The following is a 22,181-nucleotide window of genomic DNA, read 5'->3' as shown; positions in this document are numbered from 1 at the left end:
ACCTTCTGCCTGAATCTCTTTCGGCTCAATGGTTTTGATTCGATCACCAGAGGGCTGCGATTCTTGGCGCACGATGTCCAGAAACTATTTTCCTTCTTTCAATAGATCAGCCCTGCCCCAGAATGGGGAATTTACGGGGCAGAAGCCGCTGACAACGAAGCGAAAAAACTCGTCGAACTGACGTTTTTTTAGGTTTTGCAATCAAACTTTTCTAATTCTTCTCGCACAATTTGCGCTAACTTGTTTGCGGCTCCCGGCTCTCCCCGAACACTGCGAAGTTTGTCACGCATTTGTTGCAGTTTTTCAGGGTGATTGAGAAAATCTAGAGCAAGGTCTGCCACGACTTTGGGCTGGAGCCGCCCCACAAGTTCAGGAACAATTTCTTCATTTGCCCACTTATTGGGCCATGCCAACAACCCGACACGCTGCAAATAAAGCCAGTTAATCAGCTTCGCCACACTTGACCCAACCCCTGGCAAGTTGGACAGCAGCCCCGGAATGCCATCCCAAGCGCGCATCGCATCGAGTTGCTGCGTGGGCACCACCACAATCATCGGCACCGCTAACGCACCTAACTCGGCAGTGTTGGCTCCGATCGTCGTCAAACACAAGTCACACCGCGACAGCAGCGAATAAACCGGAATTCGTTCGGTCTGATTTTGACAAAGCTGGACGCGCAACCCGCTCTGCGTCTCTAAATAAGCGCGTTCTGTTGCGGAAGTCGGTAACACTAATTGAGCGCTGACCCCATCAACCAGAGGCAAAATTGGATTTTGTTGCGGATCTGCAAATCGAGCTAGGGTTTGTAGATCTAAAGTGGGCGCAACCGGAATCACAAACCGAGCCTGCGGACGATCGTGCCAAATCAATTCAGCAACAGCTAACAAAAATGGCACCCCTTGCGCGAGTTTGGCAGGTTTAGAACCTGGAAGCAGCCCGATCAATTCTTCAGACTGTTGAACATTGGATGGCTCTTTCTCTCGGTAGTGGGCAACTTCTGCCATCAAATCGCCGACGATCGTCAGTTTTTGAATCTGTTGTTTAGGGGCACGATCAACGATTTCCGAACGCATCACGCCAAAGCGATCGATCCAGCGATGCCATCGGGCTTCCCATTCTGCGTAAGTGACCGTGCGATAGCCCAACCGCTTGCCGAGAATCACCGAAAAGAATTGATCGCCGCCTAAAAAAAGCACCACACCGCGATCGCGCCAGTCCCAATGATCAAGAGTTTTACCCCGCAGCAAAAAGGGGTAGAAAGCCTTTGCCGCCTGCACTCGATCGACTTCTGGATAGCTCAGAGCGATATCAGCCTCTTGCCCACTCGCATTAGGGCACGGCGAAAGCACTACAGAAATGCGAACCAGGGCACGATCGTCGCCTAAAATTTGCCGCAGCGATCGCACCACAGGCTTGACCCAGGTCGCGAGTTCTCCAGGGCCATTAGAGAGAATCAGAATATCGATCGGGTGAGAGAGGTCAGACATTAACAGATCAGTATCTAGCTGGACAGATGCTCCGAACTGCCCTCACCCTAGCTCTCTCCCGCAGGAGAGGGAACAAGATTTCTAGCTCCTCCTATAGGCTACGGTGTACACACAAGGTGTTCGTCGCTCCGTTTCAGTCGGCTTCAGCCCCCTAAATCCCCCATTCTGGGGGACTTTGAAACTGGAGTCTCGGCTCAAAGTCCCCCATTCTGGGGGATTTAGGGGGCAAAGATCTCGGCGATGACGGGATCAGAAGACTTGTGTGTACACCGTAGCTCCTGCGGGAGAGGGGTTGGGGGCGAGGGTCTTAAATCCAGGGGAAGAACAACAAACCTTTCACACCTTATCTTGGTTTGCGATCGCAAGTTTTAGGGCTGCGAGTTGCGCTTGTGCCTTGTGCAGCGATTCGTGCCATTCTCGCTCTGGGTCGCTGTCTGCTACAATACCCGCTCCAACTTGTCCCCAAACGAGATTTGTGCCGTCGGCTTGTGGAGCGTAGAGCAGCGTCCGAATCAGGATATTCAGATCCAAATTGCCTCGCAGATCTAGATAGCCGCAAGACCCATAGAATAAGCTGCGGCGATCGGGTTCTAGTGCTTCAATAATTTCCAAACAGCGCACTTTAGGACACCCCGTAATCGTGCCTCCTGGAAAGAGGGCACGAATCAAATCGACAGCAGTATATTGAGTTTTTAGCGTACCGATCACATTACTAACTAAGTGCATTACGTGACTATAGCGCTCGATCGTCAGCAGTTCATCGACTCTGACTGATCCCCATTCACACACCCGTCCTAAATCATTGCGCTCTAAGTCTACTAGCATGATGTGTTCTGCTTGTTCTTTGGCGTTGTTGAGCAGGTCTTGGGCAAATTGGCGATCTTGATCAGGGTTGATTCCTCTAGCGTGGGTGCCTGCGATCGGGCGAGTCTCAGCGTGTTGCTCCTGCAATTTCACCAATCGCTCAGGCGAACAGCTAATCACCGCGCCCCAAGGAGTTTGCCAATAGCTGGCAAACGGAGAAGGATTGATCTGCTGCAATGCCTGATAAATTGACCAGCTATCGACGGAGGTTTGCGTTTCAAATCTTAGAGACAGATTGGCTTGAAAAATATCCCCAGCTTGAATGTGTTTTTTAGCCTTCAAAATAGCAGCTTCATAATCGATTTGCGACAGGTGAAACGCGACAGGTTTTGGGGCTAAATTCTCGGTTAGGACTAGCGATTCTCGATCGGCTAAAGGCATTGCTAATTTTTCTTGCATCCGATCGAGTTGACCAACCTCGGTCGCCGCTATCCATAGAATTTGTTGCTGATGATCTAAGACCGCAAAGCATTCAGGCTCATACCAATAAGCGATCGGAAAGGGCAACAAATCAGACTTGAGATAAGGCAGTCGCTCAATTTCCCACGCCAAATCATAGCCCAGCCAGCCCAGCCAGCCTCCTTTAAAGGGCAGCGAGTCAGGAACGAGATCAGACTGAAGATTTGGACGATCGAGCAACTGTTGCAGAAAAGGCAAAATTTCACCGATCTCAGGAGTCCACAGTTGCGGCTTTCCTGCCACCACACGCGGCACACCCGCACACAGCGAATATCTCGTCAACGAACCATCCGACGATGCCAGATAAGGACTTTCTAGCAAAGTCGCGATCGTCCCGTCGCTTGATTTAAACAACACTGCAAAGACTTCTGAACCCGTTTTTTGGTTGAGCGGCAGCGATCGCCAGTGCCAAGGCAAAATGACATCCATGATCAGCAAACAAAATAATTTGTGTAGGGGCATGGCACTGCCGTGCCCGTTATCGTTGCAAGTAACCGATATGATTTAATTCACGATCCTAAAGTGAACGCAACGTGCAATTCAACCTACTCTGAAAACGCTCAACAAATCGATCGGCAAACTTTTATTTAAAGTCGTTAGAATAGGATGCTGACGAAAATTTAAGACTGACCCTCCTCAGCCCGTTTTGCTCAATCCCCTCATCCCTCAATTTTGCTTATGTCCTTGCCCATTGTTGCTATTATTGGTCGTCCCAACGTGGGCAAGTCAACCCTCGTCAACCGCTTCTCAAAGCTGCAAGACGCGATCGTCTTTGATGAACCCGGCGTAACCCGCGATCGCACCTACAAACCTGCCTTTTGGGGCGATCGAGATTTTTTGGTGGTTGACACAGGCGGATTAGTGTTTGATGACGACACCGAGTTTTTGCCCCTAATTCGTGAACAAGCATTAGCGGCTTTGGCAGAGTCAAGCGCGGCTATTTTTATCGTCGATGGCAAAGAAGGCCTGACCACCGCCGACGAAGAAATTGCTCGATGGCTGCGTCAACAGCCCGTTCCGGTTTTGCTGGCAGTCAACAAATGTGAATCGGTAGAAGATGGTCTGACCCAGGCTGCCGAGTTTTGGAGTTTGGGCATCGGCGAACCCTTCCCGGTGTCTGGCATTCACGGCAGCGGCACTGGCGAATTGATGGACGCACTGCTGACTCACTTACCTGACACCAGCCTGATCGAAGACGTTCAAGAAACCCGCGTCGCGATCGTCGGCCGTCCTAACGTCGGCAAATCTAGCTTACTCAACGCCTTTGTGGGAGAGAAGCGCTCGATCGTCAGTCCAATTTCTGGCACCACACGAGACGCGATCGATATGGGCGTCGAGCGCGGAGACAAACCCTATCGCCTCATTGACACCGCCGGAATTCGCAAGAAAAAGAACGTCGAATATGGGCCCGAATTTTTTGGCATCAACCGCGCCTTCAAAGCGATCGATCGCTCCGATGTCGTGCTATTTGTGCTAGACGCGGTGGATGGAGTCACCGAACAAGACCAAAAATTGGCAGGGCGAATTGCCGATGAAGGTCGCGGCTGTGTGATCGTCGTCAACAAATGGGACGCGATCGAGAAAGACTCGACCACCATTTATGAATATGAAAAGCTGATCGGCGATCGCTTGCACTTTCTCGAATGGGCAGAAACCATTTTTATCAGTGCCGAAAAAGGTCAGCGAGTTGAGAAGATTTTTGACCTGATTGATATTGCCGCCGAGCAGCACCAGCGCCGAGTCACCACCTCTGTGATTAACGAAGTACTCGAAGACGCAGCCCGATGGCACTCGCCGCCCACCACGCGCCAAGGTCGCCAAGGCAGAATCTACTACGGCACCCAGGTCAGCACCCGCCCCCCGACGATCGCGCTATTTGTCAACGACCCTACCCTGTTTAACGAAGGCTATCGGCGCTATGTCGAGCGGCAGTTCCGTCAATCGCTCGGATTTAAAGGCACCCCGGTGCGGCTCTTGTGGCGCGGCAAAAAAGTGCGCGAAATGGAACGCGGCAGCGTCAACCGAGCGATTAAAGTGAGAACTAAGGTCTAAGGTTTAGAGTTTGGCGAATCTCAACCGCCCAAAATCCCTCAGCCCAAAATCGAATGGATTTACTGCGATCGCTGCCCCTCGGTCTCTATTTAGAACAACCCATCACCTGGCTACATCGGCTTGATCCCCGCGTCAAACTGGCGTGGCTAATGAGCTTTTTAGCCACTCCGCTGCTGGCAAGCCCAGAGTGGCGAATCTTTTTGGTGATTCTTTTAGTGCTGATCACGGTGTCAGCGATGATTCCTCTGCGTGTGTGGAAGCAGCAGATCGGCTGGCTGGCGCTGCTCTCGCTGTATGTGTTTTCATTAGTCTCGATCGCTCCAGACGGCTTAAATGCCAATCACCAATCCCGATTGCCCGAAAACGAATTAGCGTTTGTTCAGCAGTCAAATGTAGTATCTGCACCTGTTGCGCCGCCTGTCTGGTATAACCCGTTTAATTTTGGCAAAAAGCCTGGTACTCAAGACGGGGCAGTTGAGGCGCTCAAGCGTCCCGATCTGCCCCAACCGACGACTTATCGCTACATTTTGCTGAAGCGAGGTCCGCTCACCGTAACGCGGCGATCGCTCGATCTAGCAATTCGGGTCAGCACACTCTTATTTACCTTGCTCTACAGCACAAACTTATATCTTCTGACAACGGCTCCTGAAGAAATCACCGCCGGGCTTGAAGATTTGATGAGTCCCCTGCGCCGATTTGGAGTGCCTGTGACCGAAATCGCGTTGACGTTGACGCTCTCCCTGCGCTTTATTCCCCTTGTGCTAGAAGAATTTCAGAACTTGGTGCGATCGGTGAGAACCCGCGCGATTAACTGGAAAAAACTTGGACTTCGGCGCAGTGTGCAGGTTTGGATGTTGGTTGCAGAGCGGCTCTTAGAAAATCTGCTGCTGCGGGCAGAACAGATTGCTAGCGCGATGAAAGTGCGAGGGTTTACTAGCCCCGATCGGCATCGCGTTGAGTGGCACCAGTTGCACCTTAAGCGACTTGACTGGTTAGCGCTAGGTGCTCTAGCGCTGCTGTGGGTGGCAAGATTTGTTTGAAGAATTGCAACAGATCTGGAATGCTGAAAGAGCAGACTATGGGGGAACTTTGTGGCTTTTTGGATCAAGCTAACCTTCGATCGCGCTCTTTATATCATTGACTTAGACCGGATCGCCGCCTTTTACCAGACCTCAACGGGTCGGGTCGCATTTAGTCTGTCTGATGAAAGCATCACGATCGTCGTCAACCAACAAAAAGACCCCGACACTTATCGAATGATTTTGAACTATATCGAGCAAACCACCGGACACCGCTTAGAGGAATAAAAGGTTTCAGGTTTTAGAATTCAGTCCAACTGCCTCCGCTCTAACGCTAACTTCGCCGCGCCGACGATGCCTGCCTGGTTTCCTAGTTTTGCGGGCAAAAGCTGCAAGCCTTGACGAGAGCTAGGCAACACTCGCTGATCGATCTCTGACCAGATCGCCGGAAAGAAAAATTCTGCACTGGCACTGATGCCGCCGCCGATCACGATCGCTTCTGGGGTCAACACATAAATCAGACTACTTAGCCCGATTCCTAAGTCTCGCCCATAGAGTCGCCAAAACTCTAACGCGTTGGGTTCTCCGGCTTGGGCGAGTTTGCCGAGTTGGTCAGGCTCTAGCCCAGTGCGTCGACGAATCGCCGCGATCGCCGCATACTGTTCGAGTGAGCCACGATTGCCACTATTACAGAGAGGCGCGTCATCCGTCGGGTTAAGGGCAATCAAGCCTAATTCTCCAGCAGAGCCGTCTCGTCCGACAAACAGACTGCCGTTGATGATGATTGCGCCACCAACCCCAGTGCCCAGCGTCAGCAAGATTAAGTCGCGTAAGCCTTGCCCTGCCCCTAGCCAAGCCTCGCCCACACCTGCACAGTTGGCATCGTTTGCCAGCACTGTTATGCGTCCGGTTTTGGCTTCAAGCCAATCGGCAAGCGGCACCTCTTGCCAACCCGCCAAATTAATCGCTACTCTGGCAATTCGCCCATTAGCGTCAGCAGGACCAGGCGTTCCAACTCCGATCGCTCGGCTCTCATGATTAGGATCGACCTGCGCGATCGCCGCCACTATTGCTGCTAACACTGCCTCTGGCGTTGCAGGTTGAGGCGTTGGCACCGTTAAAGATTGTAAACAAACGCCATCCGCTTTAAACCGCCCCAGTTTGATTGCGGTTCCCCCCAGATCAATGCCCAGAACCTGATTCCTGTCTGTCAATTTCATGCTGTCTCTGCTCTCGCCTCTCATATACGAGAACTCTAGACTTTATATGATTCTTTCGTCCTTTTTAGGGTAGCCCCTGCCACGCTTGCGCCACGATCTCACTCAGCCAGCGTCGTTGCGCCTGCTCTAGCAAGCTGTCATCTGCCAAAATCTCTGACAGCAACTCGTTTAGAGACTGTCCTTTTGCTCGTGCCAGTTGGACAACCTCTGCGATCGCGGCAACAATTAGTTCTTCATTCACAGGTTTTTGTCGAAGTGCAGCGATTTCTTGGGGATTCGCTGGAATAGGATAGTTCATGGCAGAGTTATATGGCGCTGTAGTCGCAGTCAATTATGAGAGAGTTGTAAAGTTTCTTTAGAATGTTTGGTATTCAGGAGTCTATCGTATTTTGATCCCCTGTCAAGCCCTTCTCCCTCAGTAAATCTATCGGAGTTTAGATCCCCCAAATGAAAGAGATTCTTTATTTAGAGGTTCCTACCCCAAAAACAGAGCAGGTGATGCACTGGCTTCAGCAGGAGTATCAGCCAGAAATTGGGGAGAAAGTACCGACAGCAGCAGGTTTTCGACTGCGGCTGCCTTCGCAAAATGTGAGAACTGCTAATCAATCGGCTCCTAAATCTGAGAACTTTGAAGAACTCTCGGTTTTTATTTGGACGCTTCAGCGCACGACTTATTTAAAAGTGTTTCGCTGGGCATCGCGATCGCTGCCTCACGAAAAATCTTTTGTGCGGCACCTGACCCAAGCGATTAGAACACACTTTCCGCAAAACTACCCGGCACCTGCCCAAATTGATCTCTCAACTCAGACGATCTTTGAAGCATTGGCAGATGCCTATCCTCAAACCGTCCACTATTTTCAGAAAATGCCCAACGGGGAATATGACCTGACTCGCGTCTATTGGTGGGAACAGCGCTGGCGGGAAGGTGTGAAAAATCCTCAACAGCCCAGACAAGTCGTTTTTCAAAACCCGGAAACGCCCAAGTCCAAAATTCCCAGTGCCAAATCCCTAACGCCTCCCGCCTACGACCTGATCTATGTCGGGGGCGCTCTCGGCACGATTCATGCGGCTGTGATGGCTCGGTTGGGCTATCGGGTGCTGCTAATCGAGCGTTTGCCCTTCGGACGGATGAATCGCGAATGGAATATTTCGCGCAGCGAGTTTCAAAGTTTGATTGATTTAGAGTTGTTTACTCCGGCGGAGTTCGATCGAGTCATTGCCAGAGAATACATCGATGGGTTCCATAAGTTCTTTGATGCCAACAATCCACCGCAGGCAAAAGCGCGGGTGCTGCACACGCCAACGGTTTTGAATATCGCGATCGACTCCGATAAACTGCTGAAGATCTGCGGCGAGAAGTTGCGCGAGTGTGGCGGCGAAATTTGGGAAGAAACCGAGTTTCTGCGAGCCGACATCAGCCTCGATCGCGTCACAATCCAGACTCAACATTTACCTTCCCAGAGCCAAAAACAGGTCACAGGGCGCTTGCTGATTGATGCGATGGGAACGGCTTCTCCGATCGCGTGGCAACTCAATGGAGGACGCGCTTTTGATAGTGTCTGTCCGACGGTCGGAGCGGTGATCAGCGACGGGTTTGAGCCAGGAGTCTGGGATGCTCAATTTGGCGATGTGCTCAACAGTCACGGCGACATATCACGAGGACGACAGCTTATTTGGGAGCTATTTCCGGGTGAAGGCAAAGATTTAACTTTTTATCTGTTTCACTATCACGAAGTGCATCCCGACAACCCCAGCTCACTGCTAGAAATGTATGAGGATTTCTTTACGATCGTGCCTGAATATCGCCGATGCGAGATGGAGAAACTCGTGTGGAGCAAGCCGACCTTTGGCTACATTCCGGGTCACTTTAGCGTTAACGATCACGATCGTCAGGTGGCGTTTGATCGGTTAATGGCGATCGGTGATGCTGCGTCGCTGCAATCACCGCTCGTCTTCACGGGCTTTGGTTCGCTAGTGAGAAACCTCTCCCGCATGACTCATTTGCTTGACACTGCCCTCAAGCACGATTTGTTAAAGGCTCGACATCTCGATCGCATTCGCGCTTATCAAAGCAATGTTGCCGTCACCTGGCTATTCTCAAAAGGCATGATGGTGCCGACTGGCAAGTCTCTGCCGCCTCAGCAGGTGAATGCGATGCTCAACACCTTTTTTGATGTGTTAGCCACCCAGCCCCCTGACATTGCAGAAGCGTTTATCAAAGATCGAGTCACCTGGCTGCGGTTTAACCAGATGGCGATCATTGCGGCTGTGAAAAACCCAGCACTGCTGCTGTGGATCTGGGAAATGGCAGGCGCAAAAGACCTGATTCGATGGCTCGGCAGCTACTTCAACTTTGGGTTAAATGCGCTGTTAAGCTGGATTTTTGCAGGCTGGTTTCCTGGAGTTTTGCATCGATCGCAGCCCTGGCTAGAGCCGCGTTTCCCGGCGCTGTGGCTGTGGTTATTGTCCCACGCTTATGCGATCACCTATGGCATGGGCAAACCGCAAGCGATGCCAAAGCCAAGGTTTTCAGTGCGTGGGCTGCCCCCTGAACTCTCAGAGCCTCATTTAGATTCCAGCACAACGACTAGAGAAAGTCAGGTTCCAAGCTAGAAAGTTTGGGCGTTGCAGAATGAGAATGAAATAGCTGTAGGGGTAGTGCCCCCGTGCCTACCCCTGACGGAGGGCAACCACGGGGGGATTGCCCCTACAACCATCCCTTTTTAATAGCTGTCTCCACCCGCCACAGGGTTTTTGTCGGTTTCGATCGCCAACTGCTCTAGAGACGCATCGCGAATGGCTTGCCACTGACAATAAAGGTCAGAGCCGTCCAAATCGCTCACTTGAAACTTTCTAACCGCTTCATCGATTTCTTGTAGCGTGGTCGGAATCGGAACCATACAAGTGAGTTCTGCCATGTGATTTCTCCAAAAATGGGATAAGCGAAGCGCACGAGTGTATAACTCCCGATTTTAATCAGATTCACAAATAAAAAATCTCGCTTGTTACAAACCTAGATGATTTGTAAGCGATCGTCATTAATGTCAGTTCGATGAGTTCCCTCACTTCGTTATTCAGCGCTTCAGCCCCCTAAATCCCCCAATTTTGGGGGACTTTGAACCTTAATTTTGGGCATGAAGTCCCCCAGACTTGGGGGATTTAGGGGGCAGCCCGGATTTGCAACCGTAGCGAAAAGCTTTATCGAGTTCATGGATTATTAATCCCATGCTTTTGGTTGACGAAACGTATAAACTTCTTTAATCACATCAACCCAACCGTTGGCAAGCGCTTCGAGCAGGCGATCGCCCTTTTCTTTAGTGGCAGGCAGGGGATCGCCTAACACACCACTCTTGCTCAAATCTCGCGTCGTCCAAGCAAAGGGTAGTGCCCCTTCCATGCTTAACAATCCGTCTCGTGGCTCATTGAGTGGATATTCAGCCACCGCCCGATCCATTTTTACCTGATCGGGCAGAATTGACAGCAGCAGACTGGTTTCAGCATCTCCCGCGTGAATACCGATCGCTAATTCTTTGGGGGTGATTAACTCGATCGGCAAGTTCGGCACCTTCCAGGTAAAGAGCGGAAACACGATAAAATCCTCATATTTTTGGTGCAAATCTCGTGCTGCAATTTCAATAATTTGCGGCTGTCCTCCGTGAGAATTCATCAACACCAGTTTGCGAAAGCCCGATCGATAGACGCTTTCTGCAACCTCCATCAACACGGCTAACATCGTTTGAGCACTGAGCGTAATCGTGCCGGGAAAGTGCCAATGCTCGTTTGACTTGCCATAATCCAGCGACGGCAGTGCATAGGCGGGGATGCTGGCATCCAACTGGCTAAACGCTTTTCCCAAGACAGCGACACTAATCGCGGCATCGACCACCAACGGTAAGTGAGGTCCATGTTGTTCGATCGCTCCGATCGGCTGCACAATCACGACATTTTCTTTGTCAGGCATTGCCTGAATATCTGTCCAAGTGAGATAGGGAAAGAAGCGATCGGGTGGAATGAAACCATGAAGCATAAGGAGATAAGGGATAAATCATTAAGATATGCTAGATCAGGAAGGCGAGGATAATGTCGATAGCACATTCCTGATGAGCGAAGTATTAGAAGCATTTAGTTTGCAGCTACAAAATTAATGCCTGACGATTCGACACAAAAAGAATTCTTAGACTTGTTGCACGGGCTGCACGTTTTGGGATATCGCAATCGCAAAACTTGGTATGACGTACATCCGATCGTGGTTGAGCTTTTAACCGATAGGAACCTGATCTAATGTCCAATACAGCAGAACTGGATGCAGAAAACCTAGAAGCTTATGATCGTGTTCTGAACCGTAACCGTCCCCGCTATCATGACTACGCAGCCCTCAAACTTTAAAACTCAAAACTCTTGAAGCAGCGCCTCGACACTCTACTGGTAGACCGTGCCCTCTGTGACTCTCGCCAACAGGCCCAACGCCTGATCCAAGCCGGAGAAGTCAGGGTCGATCGCCAACTGATCGACAAACCCGGCACCGAAGTCAACATCAGCGCCGAGATTCAAATCAAACAAAAATCGCCCTATGTCTCTCGCGGCGGCGAAAAGCTAGTCAAAGCGCTGCAAATTTTTGAAATTAAAGTGAGCGATCGCATCTGTCTCGATGGCGGCATCTCAACCGGAGGCTTTACAGATTGTCTGCTGCAAGCGGGTGCGAAACTGGTTTATGGCATTGATGTCGGCTACGGGCAAGTCGCCTGGAAGCTCAGACAAGATCCCCGCGTCATTTTGCGAGAGCGAACCAACCTGCGGAACCTCACCCCAGAAGACTTATATCAACCCGATCAGCCCTATCCCGATTTGGGCGTGGTCGATGTGTCGTTCATCTCGCTCACAAAAGTGCTGCCCGCTATGTGGAAGCTGCTGCAAGATCCGCGTGAAGTTTTGCTGCTCGTCAAACCCCAGTTTGAAGTCGGGCGCGATCGCGTCGGCAAAAAAGGCGTAGTCCGCGACACCAAAGATCAGGCAGGCGCAATCTTTCAAGTTTTGCAAGCCGCTCAAGCACTCGGCTGGCGCTATCGAGGACTCACCTGGTCACCGCTTTTAGGGCCAGCCGGAAACATTGAATATTTGCTGTGGCTAGAGGTGACGAACCTAGAAAATTCTCCAACATCGCCTGACTTGGAGGCAATTAGACAACTGACGCGATCGGCGCACAAAGCCTTAACCAAACCAGAAGACCAACCACCTTCCGCAGATCAGTTTAATGAACCCGAATAGTTTAAGACTTGTCTTGCAGGTTTCTTAACCAAATCTTGCCCCTTCGGGCGACCCCAGCCAGATCTCTGACCACTGGCGTAGTGTCAAACCAAGCCGTTCCATGCAGGTCGCTGCGAGAACTACGTTGCCATCCCAAATTGGGTGCTGCAATCAACGTCAACACATCGGGGTTTTGAGCGCGAAAGTAGCTATATGCCCAATCAGGATAAGTGGCTCCGCCTTGAGGATGATCAGCCGGACGCTGCTGCACCTCTTCCAGAAAATCGATCAGGCGATCGAAAATTGTGCTGTTCACGCCATAAAAATGAGTCGTTAATATCCACTCATCAGCCGGAAAGGGTTGCAGCTTGATAGGCGTGTCTTTAGAAACTTCCGCCGTGTGTCCGAGATAGACAAATCCCCAATCAGATTGCGTCAACTGCTCAACGATCGCTGCCTGGTTGGGCACAAATTTCTTTGCGATCGTCAGGTCATCTTCTATCACCAAAACGTTTGCTAAACCCTCTCGCTTTGCCTGTTTTAAGATTGCGAGATGACTTAAAAAACAGCCTCGAACTGGAATGCTAGGAAATCTTTCTGCACTCTCTGGACGAGTGGCAGAGAAAATTTCAATTTTATTGGGAGTCAGCGGTAGCTCCGCTTTATTCAGTTCTCGTATTATGTCTTTGCGACGATCGACTCGCTCAGGTAGATTGATCACATAGATACGTTCAAAAAAATCCTTGACCAACATCCCTAACTCCTTTGCTTTGACCAATCAGATTTCGGCGTTGCTTAATAAAAGTATAAATTGTCCTCCTCACGAAGTGGGGCGAAGCCCTCGCCAACTCTTTTCCTCAAGAAGAAGGGAGCCAGAACTCTCTTGTTCCCTCGCCTTTTGGGAGAGAGCTAGGGTGAGGGCGGATTTGACGGTTCCTCCCTGGATTCAGCACCTAAATCAACCTCAATCACCGTCATTTGAAAGAGGATTGGGTTTCAGGTTGCACCAGCAACACATCTTCATAGATCACCTCGATCGGAATCGTCAAACCCACACTCGTTAGCTCAATGTCATCGCCTTCGCCGTAGAGAATAAATGTCCATACTCCCGATTGACTCCGCCGAAAGACATCAACGGTCTTGGTTGCAGACCCAACCAAAACATCCTCTTGCAAACTTTCCATGCGGCGGTAGAGGGCAAATTTTCCACCGCGATCGTAGGCTTCAGTGCTAGGGGACAAGACTTCAACGATCAAGCAGGGATAGGCAGTAATAAGAAATCATCGATCATGTTACTTGACTCGACATAAGTTAACGAAAATCAAACTGCCCCAGCTTAATTATCTGTAATCATTGCGATCGCTAGACGCTGCCGATCGGGGCGACGCACTGCGGTAAGGTGGAAAGAGTCACCATCAAAGCCAGTTTCACATACTCGTTGATATGTCTCTCACCACATCCCCCGTTTCTAGCCGCACTATCCGCATCGGTTCTCGCAAAAGTCAGCTTGCGCTTGTGCAAACCCATTGGGTGCAGGCAGAGTTGCAGAAGGCATTTCCCGATCACACTTTTGAAGTTCACACAATGAGCACTCAGGGTGACAAGATCCTGGATGTGGCATTAGCAAAGATTGGCGACAAAGGGCTGTTTACCAAAGAATTAGAAGTTGGGATGCTGAATCAAGACATTGATTTTGCAGTTCACTCGCTCAAAGATTTGCCGACGCGGTTGCCAGAAGGGTTGATGCTGGGGTGTGTTACCGATCGCGAAAATCCCGCCGATGCACTAGTGGTACACGAAAAACACAAAGGCAAGCAACTCGATACGCTGCCAGAAGGTGCCGTGATCGGAACTTCTTCGCTCAGACGGTTGGCACAGCTTCGTCATCACTTCCCGCACTTTGCGTTTAAAGATGTGCGCGGCAATGTGATTACTCGTCTCGCAAAATTAGACGCAGGCGAATATGATGCGCTGATTTTGGCGGTGGCAGGTTTAGAGCGGTTAGGGTTGGGCGATCGCGTGCATCAAGTCATCCCGGCTGAGATCTCACTTCATGCGGTTGGGCAAGGTGCTTTGGGCATTGAGTGCCGCAGCGATGATGCCGAAATTCTCTCAGTGATTAAAGCGTTAGAACACCAGCCGACCGCTTATCGCTGCTATGCAGAACGAGCGTTTTTGAGAGAACTCGAAGGCGGATGTCAGGTGCCGATCGGGGTCAACACCGTTCTCAAGGGCGACACACTGACGCTGACAGGAATTGTTGCGAGTGTAGACGGTCAAAAGGTCGTCAAAGGTGAAGTTTCGGGAGCCGCGATCGAGGCTGAAGCGTTGGGCACTCAACTGGCTCATCAACTTGTCGAGCAGGGCGCAAAACAAATCTTAGACGAGATTTCTGCCGCCGTTCGGTAACGCTAAACAGAGTTCATTAAGCACAAATTGGTGAGGACATTTAAGATGACTCAAGAATTAATTGATTTGAGATCAAGCATCTTAGAAGGTCGTTACGATGATGCGCTGCTGCTGGTTGATGAACTAGAAGGAATGAGTAAACAAGCCATCCTGCGAAATATTGAATCGTTTCTCGTCAGGATGCTTGTTCATCTCATTAAAAATCAGCTTGAAGAACGATTAACAAATTCTTGGGTTGCTTCGATCTCAGATTCAATTCTACAAATCAAAAAACTCAACCTTAAAGACAATAAAACATCTCATTACATCAAAGCTGATGAGTGGGAACCGTTTTTGGAGGAAGCGATCGAAGCAGCGATTGCCCCTGCCAGCATTGAAGTCTTGAACGGACGATTTAACCCGATTCAGGTGAGTGAACGAGTCGATCGAGCTTTATTAATTCTGACTGCCCAAAGATTACTTAATTTGACCTATCAGCATTCAACAAAAGAACTTCCTGCGGTGGTTAATCGTCGCCTAGCTAGCTTGTCCGGCGGTCAAGAATGGTACGAAGGGAGAGAATAGAAAACGATTTATTTTCTACTTTCTGCTTAATCGATCGACAAATTCCCCATGTTCTGATGGTGCTAATCCTTTCTGCAACTCGGTTAAAACAGTCGCTAAATCTCCTTGTCTAGATCTAGTCTGACAGTTGAGTTGTCTGCAATATCGACTTTTGGGGTTGCTGCAACATAAGCACCCAACCAGCCCATGATGTAGTCGTGAGGTCTACCGTGATTTCTGACTCGAACTGGAGATGCCACGTAAACGACTCCTTCAATCAATTCTGCTTTAAACTTCTCAGGGGTGGCTGCATATCGGCGCTCAAACTCACCGCGAGTCAGTCGATCGCCGTTCTCTAACCGTAGAGTTGAGACTAAGGAACGTTTCACCATAAAACCTGGCTTGCGATGGGTGCTTTCATTCTGTCACAGACGAGAAGGCAGGTGCTCAAATTTGCGATCGCTCCAACCCGTTGAACCGTGCCCCTTAATCGGTATGATCACAGTGCTGACTACTCAAAGGGGACACGAGAGCTAAGATGCGAATTTTGATAGTTGCGGCCGAAGCTGCGCCGATCGCTAAAGTCGGTGGCATGGGAGATGTGGTCGGTGCCTTGCCCAAAGTGCTCAGAGAAATGGGGCACGATGTGCGAATTTTTATGCCCTACTATGGGTTTTTGCCAGACAAAATCGACATTCCCGCCGACCCGATTTGGAAGGGCAGCGCGATGTTTAATCAGTTCGCGGTTTACGAAACGGTGTTGCCCGATTCTGACGTTCCCCTTTATTTGTTTGGGCACCCAGTGTTTGACCCGCGTCGCGTTTATGGCGGAGACGATGAAGAGTGGCGGTTTACATTCTTCTCTAACGGCGCAGCCGAGTTTTGCTGGAATTATTGGAAGCCTGAGATTGTGCATTGTCACGACTGGCACACGGGGATGATTCCAGTGTGGATGCACCAAGATCCCGATATTTCTACTGTGTTCACCATTCACAACCTGGCTTATCAGGGGCCGTGGCGCTGGAAGTTGGAGAAAATGACCTGGTGCCCGTGGTATATGCAAGGTCATAACGTGATGGCGGCGGCAGTGCAGTTTGCCGATCGGGTCAACACCGTGTCACCCACTTACGCAGAGCAGATTAAAACGCCTGCCTATGGCGAAACCCTAGAAGGATTGCTGTCATTTATCGGGGGCAAACTGTCAGGCATTCTCAACGGCATTGACATCGAAGCGTATGATCCGGCGGTGGATAAAAGTTTAGCGCAGCCCTTTACGATCGAAACAATCGATCAGCGCCTTAAAAACAAAATTGCGCTTCAAGAAGAAGTCGGCTTAGAAGTCAACTCAAAAGCGTTGGTCTTAGGAATGGTATCGCGATTAGTCGAGCAAAAAGGATTAGATCTAGTGATTCAAATGCTCGATCGCTTCATGGCTTATAGCGATGCTCAATTCATTTTATTAGGAACGGGCGATCGCTATTATGAAACGCAGATGTGGCAATTGGCAGGTCGATATCCCGGACGCATGGCCGTCTATCTGCTCTATAACGATGCCCTAGCACGACGCATTTATGCCGGGGCAGACACCTTTTTGATGCCATCGCGGTTTGAACCCTGTGGCATCAGCCAACTGTTGGCGTTGCGCTATGGCTGTGTGCCGATCGTGCGCCGCACAGGTGGCTTAGTCGATACAGTGACGCATCATGACCCGATGAACCATGCCGGGACGGGTTATTGCTTCGATCGCTATGAACCGCTCGATCTGTACACCTGTCTGGTGCGCGCGTGGGAGGCGTTTCGGTTTAAACCTCAGTGGCAAGAGCTTCAGCAACGCGGCATGAAAGAAAACTTTAGCTGGGAAAAATCGGCGATCGAATATGTCAAGCTCTATCGCCAAGTATTGGGCTTGCCGCCCGAAGAGCCGCAGCCCGAAAAGCAAGCAGAACTCGTATCTTAAAATGATTTGCGAATGTGACAGATTCGTACAGCGCAAGCGCGGGGTATCGTAGGGGCATGGCATGCCGTGCCCTCTCACGATCGTTCGATCGCAATTGTGGTTGAAATTGGTACAAATAGAGTTAGCTGTGAATCGCTGAGTCTTGCTGTGAATAAGACAGATGAGTCCTATCAGTTTGGTTGGTTTGATTGGGTTTGCCTTTGGTATCCTCCCGGTTGGCTGATTTTGTTTAATCGCCATTGGCAACACTACAAACCCGACCCCGATGGCTGGAACTGGTTGGAATATCTGCTGTTTCTGATTCCTGGCGGATTTTATTTAGCATTGCTAATTCGGTGGCTAAGGCTAGGAGGTCGATCGCCTCGATCGCAATCTAGTGAGCCTGACCCGCACTATCAGCAAGTGTTCCGAGACGAGATTTTAACGCCGATCGCCACCCGATTTTTTCAAGCAGAGTTGCACCAGCTAGAAAACTTGCCTGATGCACCTCCAGCGATCGTGGCGCTCAACCACGCGGGCATGTGTTTCCCGTGGGATTTTTTGTGTTTGGGCGTTCTCTTAAGCCAAAAAAAAGGCTGGTATGTGCAACCCGTCGCGCATTCAATCTTTTTCGATCATCCTTGGCTGGTGTGGTGGGTGCCACGCGGCTGGGCGCAGACGTTGGGCGCGGTTAGGGCAGAAAAAGAGAGCTTTGAACACGCTATCTCACAAAAACAAACCGTGCTGCTCTATGCGCCCGAAAGCTGGCGAGGTTTGGTCAAAGGATGGCGCGATCGCTACGATTTAGCCACGTTTGATCCGAGTTTTATTCGTCTCAGCGTTCAGCATCAGGTGCCGATTTTGCCTGTGATTTGCCTCGGCAACGAATATCTGCATCCCTGGACTTTTAACAGCAAACGGCTGGCTCGCTGGCTAAAAATGCCGTTGCTTCCGGTGTCGCCGTTGCTGCTCGTGTTTCTGCTGTTTCCATCAATGGGAGTTTGGGCAGTGAGAACGCGACTGCGCTATTACTTACAGCCGATTCAGCATTCCTGGAAGCATTCACTTTCGCAGAATGAGACAGCGCGATCGCACCTCTATCACCAAGCCGAAGAACTGAGAGCGGACATGCAAAAAGAACTCGATCGCTTACGAAACTAGCATTGCAAATAACCAATATTATCTAATCCAAATCCACAATCCTGATCATCGGATTAGCCCAGTTCGCAAAGCCCGTACTGCAACTTGAGTCCGATCGTCGGCTCCCAGCTTATTAAGAATGTTGCGAACGTGAGTTTTAACCGTGCCCACAGTGATATATAACTTTGCAGAAATCTCAGCATTGCTGCATCCATCGACGATTAGCGCTAAGACTTCTAACTCTCTTCCTGTTAGTGGATAAGCGGGAATAAAGTTACCATCTTTTTCGGATAATCCATTAATAGCGATCGTGTTGGACGTAGGATTCGCGCCTGCATTCGCATAAGTTTTTTGAGACTGTTGCAGCACGACACGAGCGATCGCTGGATCGATCCAGGCGTTTCCTTCTGCGGTGATTTTTAACGCCTCAATCAACTGGTCGATCGTGGCATTTTTCATGCAGTAGGAGTCGGCACCCGCCGCAAACGCTGCCAAAACGGTGTCTTCATGATCCTGCATGGTCATGATCAAGATCTTGGTTTCGGTGGCTTCTCCAGCGCGCTGAAACCGTTTGAATTGTTGGGTGAGTTCGATGCCAGTCATGTCAGGCAACCCCACATCGACGATCGCTACATCTGACGGCACCGACCGCAGCAGGCTCAACCCAGTTTTGGCATCTCTAGCTTCGCCCACAACTTCAACGCCTTCTCGCTGCTGAAGCGCTGATCTTAAGCCAATCCGGGTCAGGTCATGATCTTCAATAATTAGGACGCGCAAGTGATCCATTACTCAACCTCTAACACAATCTAAATGAAAGTTTAAATACTTTAGTCAAATCACTCTTTTGAAGGGTGATCTCTCACCTGAGAAAATTCTAAGGGGCAACCATCAGTCGCTCTGTCTACCTTTAGAAGCTTCTTTCCTCTATCGCCGGACAGAGATGTGTTTGTCATTACCGATTTCGTTGCAAAATTGGCTGAGGGTCTTCTGCCACCCAACCCAGTTTAGAATTCGATCGCACTTCAAAATGCAAATGTGGGGTACTAGAACTCGGTGTGCCTGTTTTGCCAACCGTCGCGATCGTGGCTCCTCGTTTCACCGTTTGTCCTGTTTTGACTTTGATAGTGCCCAACTGAGCATAGCGAGTTTGATAGCCCTGCTGATGGTTAATCACCACTAACTTTCCATAGGCACCTTGCTGACCTGCAAAAGCGATCGTGCCATCGGCGATCGCTAAAACGGGTGCGCCAACTGTTGCCACCAGATCCATGCCAGTGTGAAACACGGGCTGATTGCGTCCGGTCGGCAGATACCAACCATAGCCCAGAACAACGCTGGCTTTAGCAGAGAGCGGATAGCCCGACAAACCGCTTGAATTGGCTTGAGTAGGCTGTCCATCTAATGGCGACCAATTGACCCCAGGCACAAATACCACTTTGGGTGCAGGCTGACAGCCGTTAATCTCAAACAACACATCGGGGCGCACTTTATAACGAGCCGCCACCGTTCGCCAGCTTTGCCCAGCCGCAACTTCGGCACGGATACCATTGTAAGGAGGCACGAGAATATTTGCCCCGATCGGAGCCTTTCCAGTTCTTAACACCGGGTTCATGCCCATCAGCGTCGCGGGAATCAGATTATATTTACGGGCAATTCCTTCAAGGGTTTCGCCAGCCACCACTTTGTGACGAACGACACGAGACAGCGCGGGAGCCTGACAGGTTGCGGCCGGTGCGGCATTTGTAGACGAAGCCATCAGTCCGCTGAGAAGGACGCAAACGACGAACCAGGGACGGGACTCGATCACTACATTTGAAAGATTAAATCGCCGCATTGACAACCCTCCTAATCGTAAGAACCCTCTCACAGTTTAGCGGCCAAGACTTGAGCGGTGCTTAACTTCAGGTCTGAAAAACCGGGCGACTGAATGGGGCGATCGTCCTGATAAATAGACAGACATGAAAATTTGCCGATATCAGACCTCGGATTTCTTAAAGAAATCCGAGGTCTATGCCTGATCGAGAATGCAGAGGGTAATTTTTGCTTCTAACGGGTCTACAATCCACTATCCAAAGTTGCGATCCGGTCAAATTCCCGATATCGTGGCTGAAATGGAATTCGTCGATCGCTTGGCTCGATCGTGCGAGGCAACCCCGCTAATCAGACCCTCTGGGAACCGCACTTAAACTATTTATGAATTCCAGGCTACTCAAACAAGAAGCAAATCTGCTCTATAAATCTCTAGCGCCGCTCTTAAAAGTCAATGCAGCGTTTGCGGATGTGATTTTGGTCGATTTAGCCAAGCTGATTCAGCTATGTGGGCGCAGCAGTGGCAAGGTGAGCGCGGCAGAACTGCTGGCATATCTGGTCACTTACGCCCTAATCAAACAAGATGCCGAAAAGCTCGATGCAGCCCTCAACCGATGGGATGAGTCACCCGAAGAGCGCCTCAAATATCAGAAGTTAACGCTGCAAATTATCTTAGACCTGACTCAAACTCAGCCATCTGACTCCTTTGAGTTGCCGTCAATTTTGAACCGACTGGATGAAGAAAAGGGAACTAACTATCTCGGTGATGCAACCAACGCGATTTATAAATTTGCTCAAGCGATCGTTAAAGCCGACGGCACGGTCACTTTGCAAGACTTGGAGGCACTCTCTTTAGTTTGGCAGCGGCTCCACTCTTACCGCAAGTTAGCCAGCTATCGAGAAGGTCTGACTCCGACTCAAACATCTGATTCAGCCGATCTCGATCGCGTTTTAGAAGAGGCACTCGCCGAACTTAACGACCTGATAGGGATGAGCAACATCAAAGAAGAGGTGAAGACGCTGACCAATTTTCTCAAAGTTCAAAAGATTCGATCGCAGCGAGGTTTGGCAAAAACAACGGTTTCTCTTCACGCTGTATTTTGCGGGCCGCCGGGAACCGGAAAGACCACTGTCGCTCGATTGATGGGTCGCATTTATCACGGGCTAGGATTTCTCAGCCAAGGGCATTTGGTCGAAACCGATCGCTCTGGCATGGTCGCGGGATATGTGGGTCAAACCGCCAAACAAGTCGATGATCTCGTCAAGTCAGCGCTCAACGGCGTGCTGTTTATTGACGAGGCTTATGCTCTGGTGCCCGGAGAATCGGGGCGTGATTTTGGACAAGAAGCGATCGATGTCTTGCTGAAACGCATGGAAGATCATCGCGATCGCTTAGTCGTGATTGTGGCAGGTTACACCGATGAAATGACCACATTTATTGAGTCAAATCCGGGTTTAGAATCGCGCTTCAATCGCTATTTTTATTTCAATCATTACAAGCCAGAAGAGTTGCTCGCTATCTTTGAAAAAATGGCCAGCAAAAGTCATTTTAAACTGGCTCCTGGTGCAGGTGAAAAACTGCAAAAGTTGTTTGCAGATCTGTATGAAAATCGAGATAAGACTTTTGGCAACGCGAGACTCGTTCGCAATCTGTTTGAGAAGAGTCTTGAAAGGCAAGCAAATCGATTGGCGGTGCTCTCGTCTTTAAGCGATGAGTTGCTCACGACTCTCTTGGCTGAAGATATCCCAGATGAGATGTCGGGCGTTCAGACGGGAAGAGAGTCTTGAGTCGCTAGACAACTATGCGCTGTGCTGGCTGAAGTTGGGCAAGGGCACCCATCACGAATGTTGGCGATCGAGCAGTCATCGTAGAGTTAGTTGGCGGGGAGTGTAAATTAGTTTGTGTCAGAGGTCAAAACACGATCTAATGAACCCATCACCAGAGACACAAACTCATGACCTTTCGACCTGAATTAATTGACGAACTTCTCAAAGAATA

The 22,181-nt window shown here is 50.1% G+C and carries 23 protein-coding genes; 12 read left to right on the top strand and 11 right to left on the bottom strand.

The genetic code is table 11. The features are described from left to right. Positions 1–188: 188 nt before the first annotated feature. Positions 189–1,487 carry a glycosyltransferase family protein gene (locus tag BRW63_RS25280; RefSeq protein ID WP_073075109.1) on the bottom strand — a complete coding sequence of 433 codons (1,299 nt, stop codon included), beginning with the start codon at positions 1,485–1,487 and terminating at the stop codon, positions 189–191. Between the two features lie 336 nt (positions 1,488–1,823). Further along, positions 1,824–3,272, bottom strand: a complete 1,449-nt coding sequence (locus BRW63_RS25275; protein ID WP_223257515.1) for an anthranilate synthase component I — start codon at positions 3,270–3,272, stop codon at positions 1,824–1,826. Positions 3,273–3,488: 216 nt separating this feature from the next. Here BRW63_RS25275 and der point away from each other — a divergent pair, with 216 nt between their 5' ends. Genes der through BRW63_RS25260 form a run of 3 tightly spaced genes read left to right on the top strand, consistent with a single transcriptional unit; the run spans position 3,489 to position 6,169 of the window. After that, the gene (gene der / locus BRW63_RS25270) at positions 3,489–4,862 is read left to right on the top strand and encodes a ribosome biogenesis GTPase Der (RefSeq protein ID WP_073075107.1); all 1,374 of its coding nucleotides are present in this window, start codon (positions 3,489–3,491) and stop codon (positions 4,860–4,862) included. A gap of 53 nt (positions 4,863–4,915) precedes the next feature. After that, positions 4,916–5,902: an energy-coupling factor transporter transmembrane component T family protein gene (locus BRW63_RS25265; RefSeq protein WP_073075106.1), complete on the top strand. Its 987-nt coding sequence runs from the start codon at positions 4,916–4,918 to the stop codon at positions 5,900–5,902. A gap of 51 nt (positions 5,903–5,953) precedes the next feature. Then, entirely contained in the window at positions 5,954–6,169 is a 216-nt protein-coding gene (locus BRW63_RS25260) for a hypothetical protein (RefSeq protein ID WP_073075105.1), read from the top strand. A 20-nt stretch (positions 6,170–6,189) separates the two neighbouring features. Here the strand turns inward: BRW63_RS25260 and BRW63_RS25255 are convergent, their stop codons facing one another. Then, positions 6,190–7,101, bottom strand: coding sequence for an ROK family protein (locus BRW63_RS25255; protein WP_073075104.1), 912 nt, complete (start codon positions 7,099–7,101; stop codon positions 6,190–6,192). 64 nt (positions 7,102–7,165) lie between these two features. Then, positions 7,166–7,399 (bottom strand): hypothetical protein, encoded by a 234-nt coding sequence (locus tag BRW63_RS25250; RefSeq protein ID WP_073075103.1) that lies wholly within the window; start codon positions 7,397–7,399, stop codon positions 7,166–7,168. Between the two features lie 149 nt (positions 7,400–7,548). On the opposite strand from BRW63_RS25250, the gene BRW63_RS25245 reads away from it, so the two are divergent. Beyond that, positions 7,549–9,714, top strand: coding sequence for an NAD(P)/FAD-dependent oxidoreductase (locus BRW63_RS25245; RefSeq protein WP_073075102.1), 2,166 nt, complete (start codon positions 7,549–7,551; stop codon positions 9,712–9,714). 110 nt (positions 9,715–9,824) lie between these two features. Here the strand turns inward: BRW63_RS25245 and BRW63_RS27910 are convergent, their stop codons facing one another. Further along, complete coding sequence (locus BRW63_RS27910; RefSeq protein ID WP_073075101.1) at positions 9,825–10,019, bottom strand: hypothetical protein; 195 nt, start codon at positions 10,017–10,019, stop codon at positions 9,825–9,827. 299 nt (positions 10,020–10,318) lie between these two features. Beyond that, positions 10,319–11,128 carry a creatininase family protein gene (locus BRW63_RS25235; RefSeq protein ID WP_073075100.1) on the bottom strand — a complete coding sequence of 270 codons (810 nt, stop codon included), beginning with the start codon at positions 11,126–11,128 and terminating at the stop codon, positions 10,319–10,321. 117 nt (positions 11,129–11,245) lie between these two features. On the opposite strand from BRW63_RS25235, the gene BRW63_RS27905 reads away from it, so the two are divergent. Together BRW63_RS27905 and BRW63_RS25230 are read left to right on the top strand one after the other, a co-directional pair. Continuing rightward, complete coding sequence (locus BRW63_RS27905) at positions 11,246–11,383, top strand: hypothetical protein (protein ID WP_181314495.1); 138 nt, start codon at positions 11,246–11,248, stop codon at positions 11,381–11,383. A gap of 116 nt (positions 11,384–11,499) precedes the next feature. Beyond that, the gene (locus tag BRW63_RS25230) at positions 11,500–12,366 is read left to right on the top strand and encodes a TlyA family RNA methyltransferase (RefSeq protein WP_073075099.1); all 867 of its coding nucleotides are present in this window, start codon (positions 11,500–11,502) and stop codon (positions 12,364–12,366) included. Between the two features lies 1 nt (position 12,367). Here BRW63_RS25230 and BRW63_RS25225 read toward each other — a convergent pair whose 3' ends face one another. Together BRW63_RS25225 and BRW63_RS25220 are read right to left on the bottom strand one after the other, a co-directional pair. Further along, a complete protein-coding gene (locus BRW63_RS25225; RefSeq protein ID WP_073075098.1) occupies positions 12,368–13,099 on the bottom strand; it encodes a glycosyltransferase family 25 protein in 732 nt (243 codons plus the stop codon). A gap of 220 nt (positions 13,100–13,319) precedes the next feature. Then, the gene (locus tag BRW63_RS25220; protein ID WP_223257514.1) at positions 13,320–13,601 is read right to left on the bottom strand and encodes a Uma2 family endonuclease; all 282 of its coding nucleotides are present in this window, start codon (positions 13,599–13,601) and stop codon (positions 13,320–13,322) included. Positions 13,602–13,788: 187 nt separating this feature from the next. Here BRW63_RS25220 and hemC point away from each other — a divergent pair, with 187 nt between their 5' ends. Then, positions 13,789–14,754: a hydroxymethylbilane synthase gene (gene hemC, locus BRW63_RS25215; RefSeq protein ID WP_073075097.1), complete on the top strand. Its 966-nt coding sequence runs from the start codon at positions 13,789–13,791 to the stop codon at positions 14,752–14,754. A 45-nt stretch (positions 14,755–14,799) separates the two neighbouring features. Then, the gene (locus tag BRW63_RS25210) at positions 14,800–15,318 is read left to right on the top strand and encodes a DUF29 family protein (protein ID WP_073075096.1); all 519 of its coding nucleotides are present in this window, start codon (positions 14,800–14,802) and stop codon (positions 15,316–15,318) included. A gap of 95 nt (positions 15,319–15,413) precedes the next feature. Here BRW63_RS25210 and BRW63_RS25205 read toward each other — a convergent pair whose 3' ends face one another. Continuing rightward, positions 15,414–15,689, bottom strand: coding sequence for a PDDEXK family nuclease (locus BRW63_RS25205; protein ID WP_073075095.1), 276 nt, complete (start codon positions 15,687–15,689; stop codon positions 15,414–15,416). A gap of 146 nt (positions 15,690–15,835) precedes the next feature. On the opposite strand from BRW63_RS25205, the gene glgA reads away from it, so the two are divergent. Together glgA and BRW63_RS25195 are read left to right on the top strand one after the other, a co-directional pair. Beyond that, positions 15,836–17,254: a glycogen synthase GlgA gene (gene glgA, locus BRW63_RS25200; protein ID WP_073075094.1), complete on the top strand. Its 1,419-nt coding sequence runs from the start codon at positions 15,836–15,838 to the stop codon at positions 17,252–17,254. Between the two features lie 147 nt (positions 17,255–17,401). After that, the gene (locus tag BRW63_RS25195) at positions 17,402–18,394 is read left to right on the top strand and encodes a 1-acyl-sn-glycerol-3-phosphate acyltransferase (RefSeq protein WP_223257513.1); all 993 of its coding nucleotides are present in this window, start codon (positions 17,402–17,404) and stop codon (positions 18,392–18,394) included. Positions 18,395–18,439: 45 nt separating this feature from the next. Here the strand turns inward: BRW63_RS25195 and BRW63_RS25190 are convergent, their stop codons facing one another. Together BRW63_RS25190 and BRW63_RS25185 are read right to left on the bottom strand one after the other, a co-directional pair. After that, positions 18,440–19,159 (bottom strand): response regulator, encoded by a 720-nt coding sequence (locus BRW63_RS25190; protein ID WP_073075093.1) that lies wholly within the window; start codon positions 19,157–19,159, stop codon positions 18,440–18,442. Positions 19,160–19,325: 166 nt separating this feature from the next. Next, on the bottom strand, positions 19,326–20,207 hold the full coding sequence (locus BRW63_RS25185) for a LysM peptidoglycan-binding domain-containing M23 family metallopeptidase (RefSeq protein WP_073075092.1): 882 nt from the start codon (positions 20,205–20,207) through the stop codon (positions 19,326–19,328). A 190-nt stretch (positions 20,208–20,397) separates the two neighbouring features. Here BRW63_RS25185 and BRW63_RS28625 point away from each other — a divergent pair, with 190 nt between their 5' ends. Further along, on the top strand, positions 20,398–20,559 hold the full coding sequence (locus BRW63_RS28625; protein ID WP_189645277.1) for a hypothetical protein: 162 nt from the start codon (positions 20,398–20,400) through the stop codon (positions 20,557–20,559). Between the two features lie 7 nt (positions 20,560–20,566). Continuing rightward, entirely contained in the window at positions 20,567–21,970 is a 1,404-nt protein-coding gene (locus BRW63_RS29250; protein WP_073075091.1) for an AAA family ATPase, read from the top strand. The last annotated feature ends 211 nt before the right edge of the window (positions 21,971–22,181 follow it).

It is taken from the genome of Phormidesmis priestleyi ULC007 (assembly GCF_001895925.1).
GTDB lineage: Bacteria > Cyanobacteriota > Cyanobacteriia > Leptolyngbyales > Leptolyngbyaceae > Phormidesmis_A > Phormidesmis_A priestleyi_A.
The sequence above is the reverse complement of the archived record's forward strand: the minus strand, read 5'-3'. Positions and strand labels throughout refer to the sequence as shown.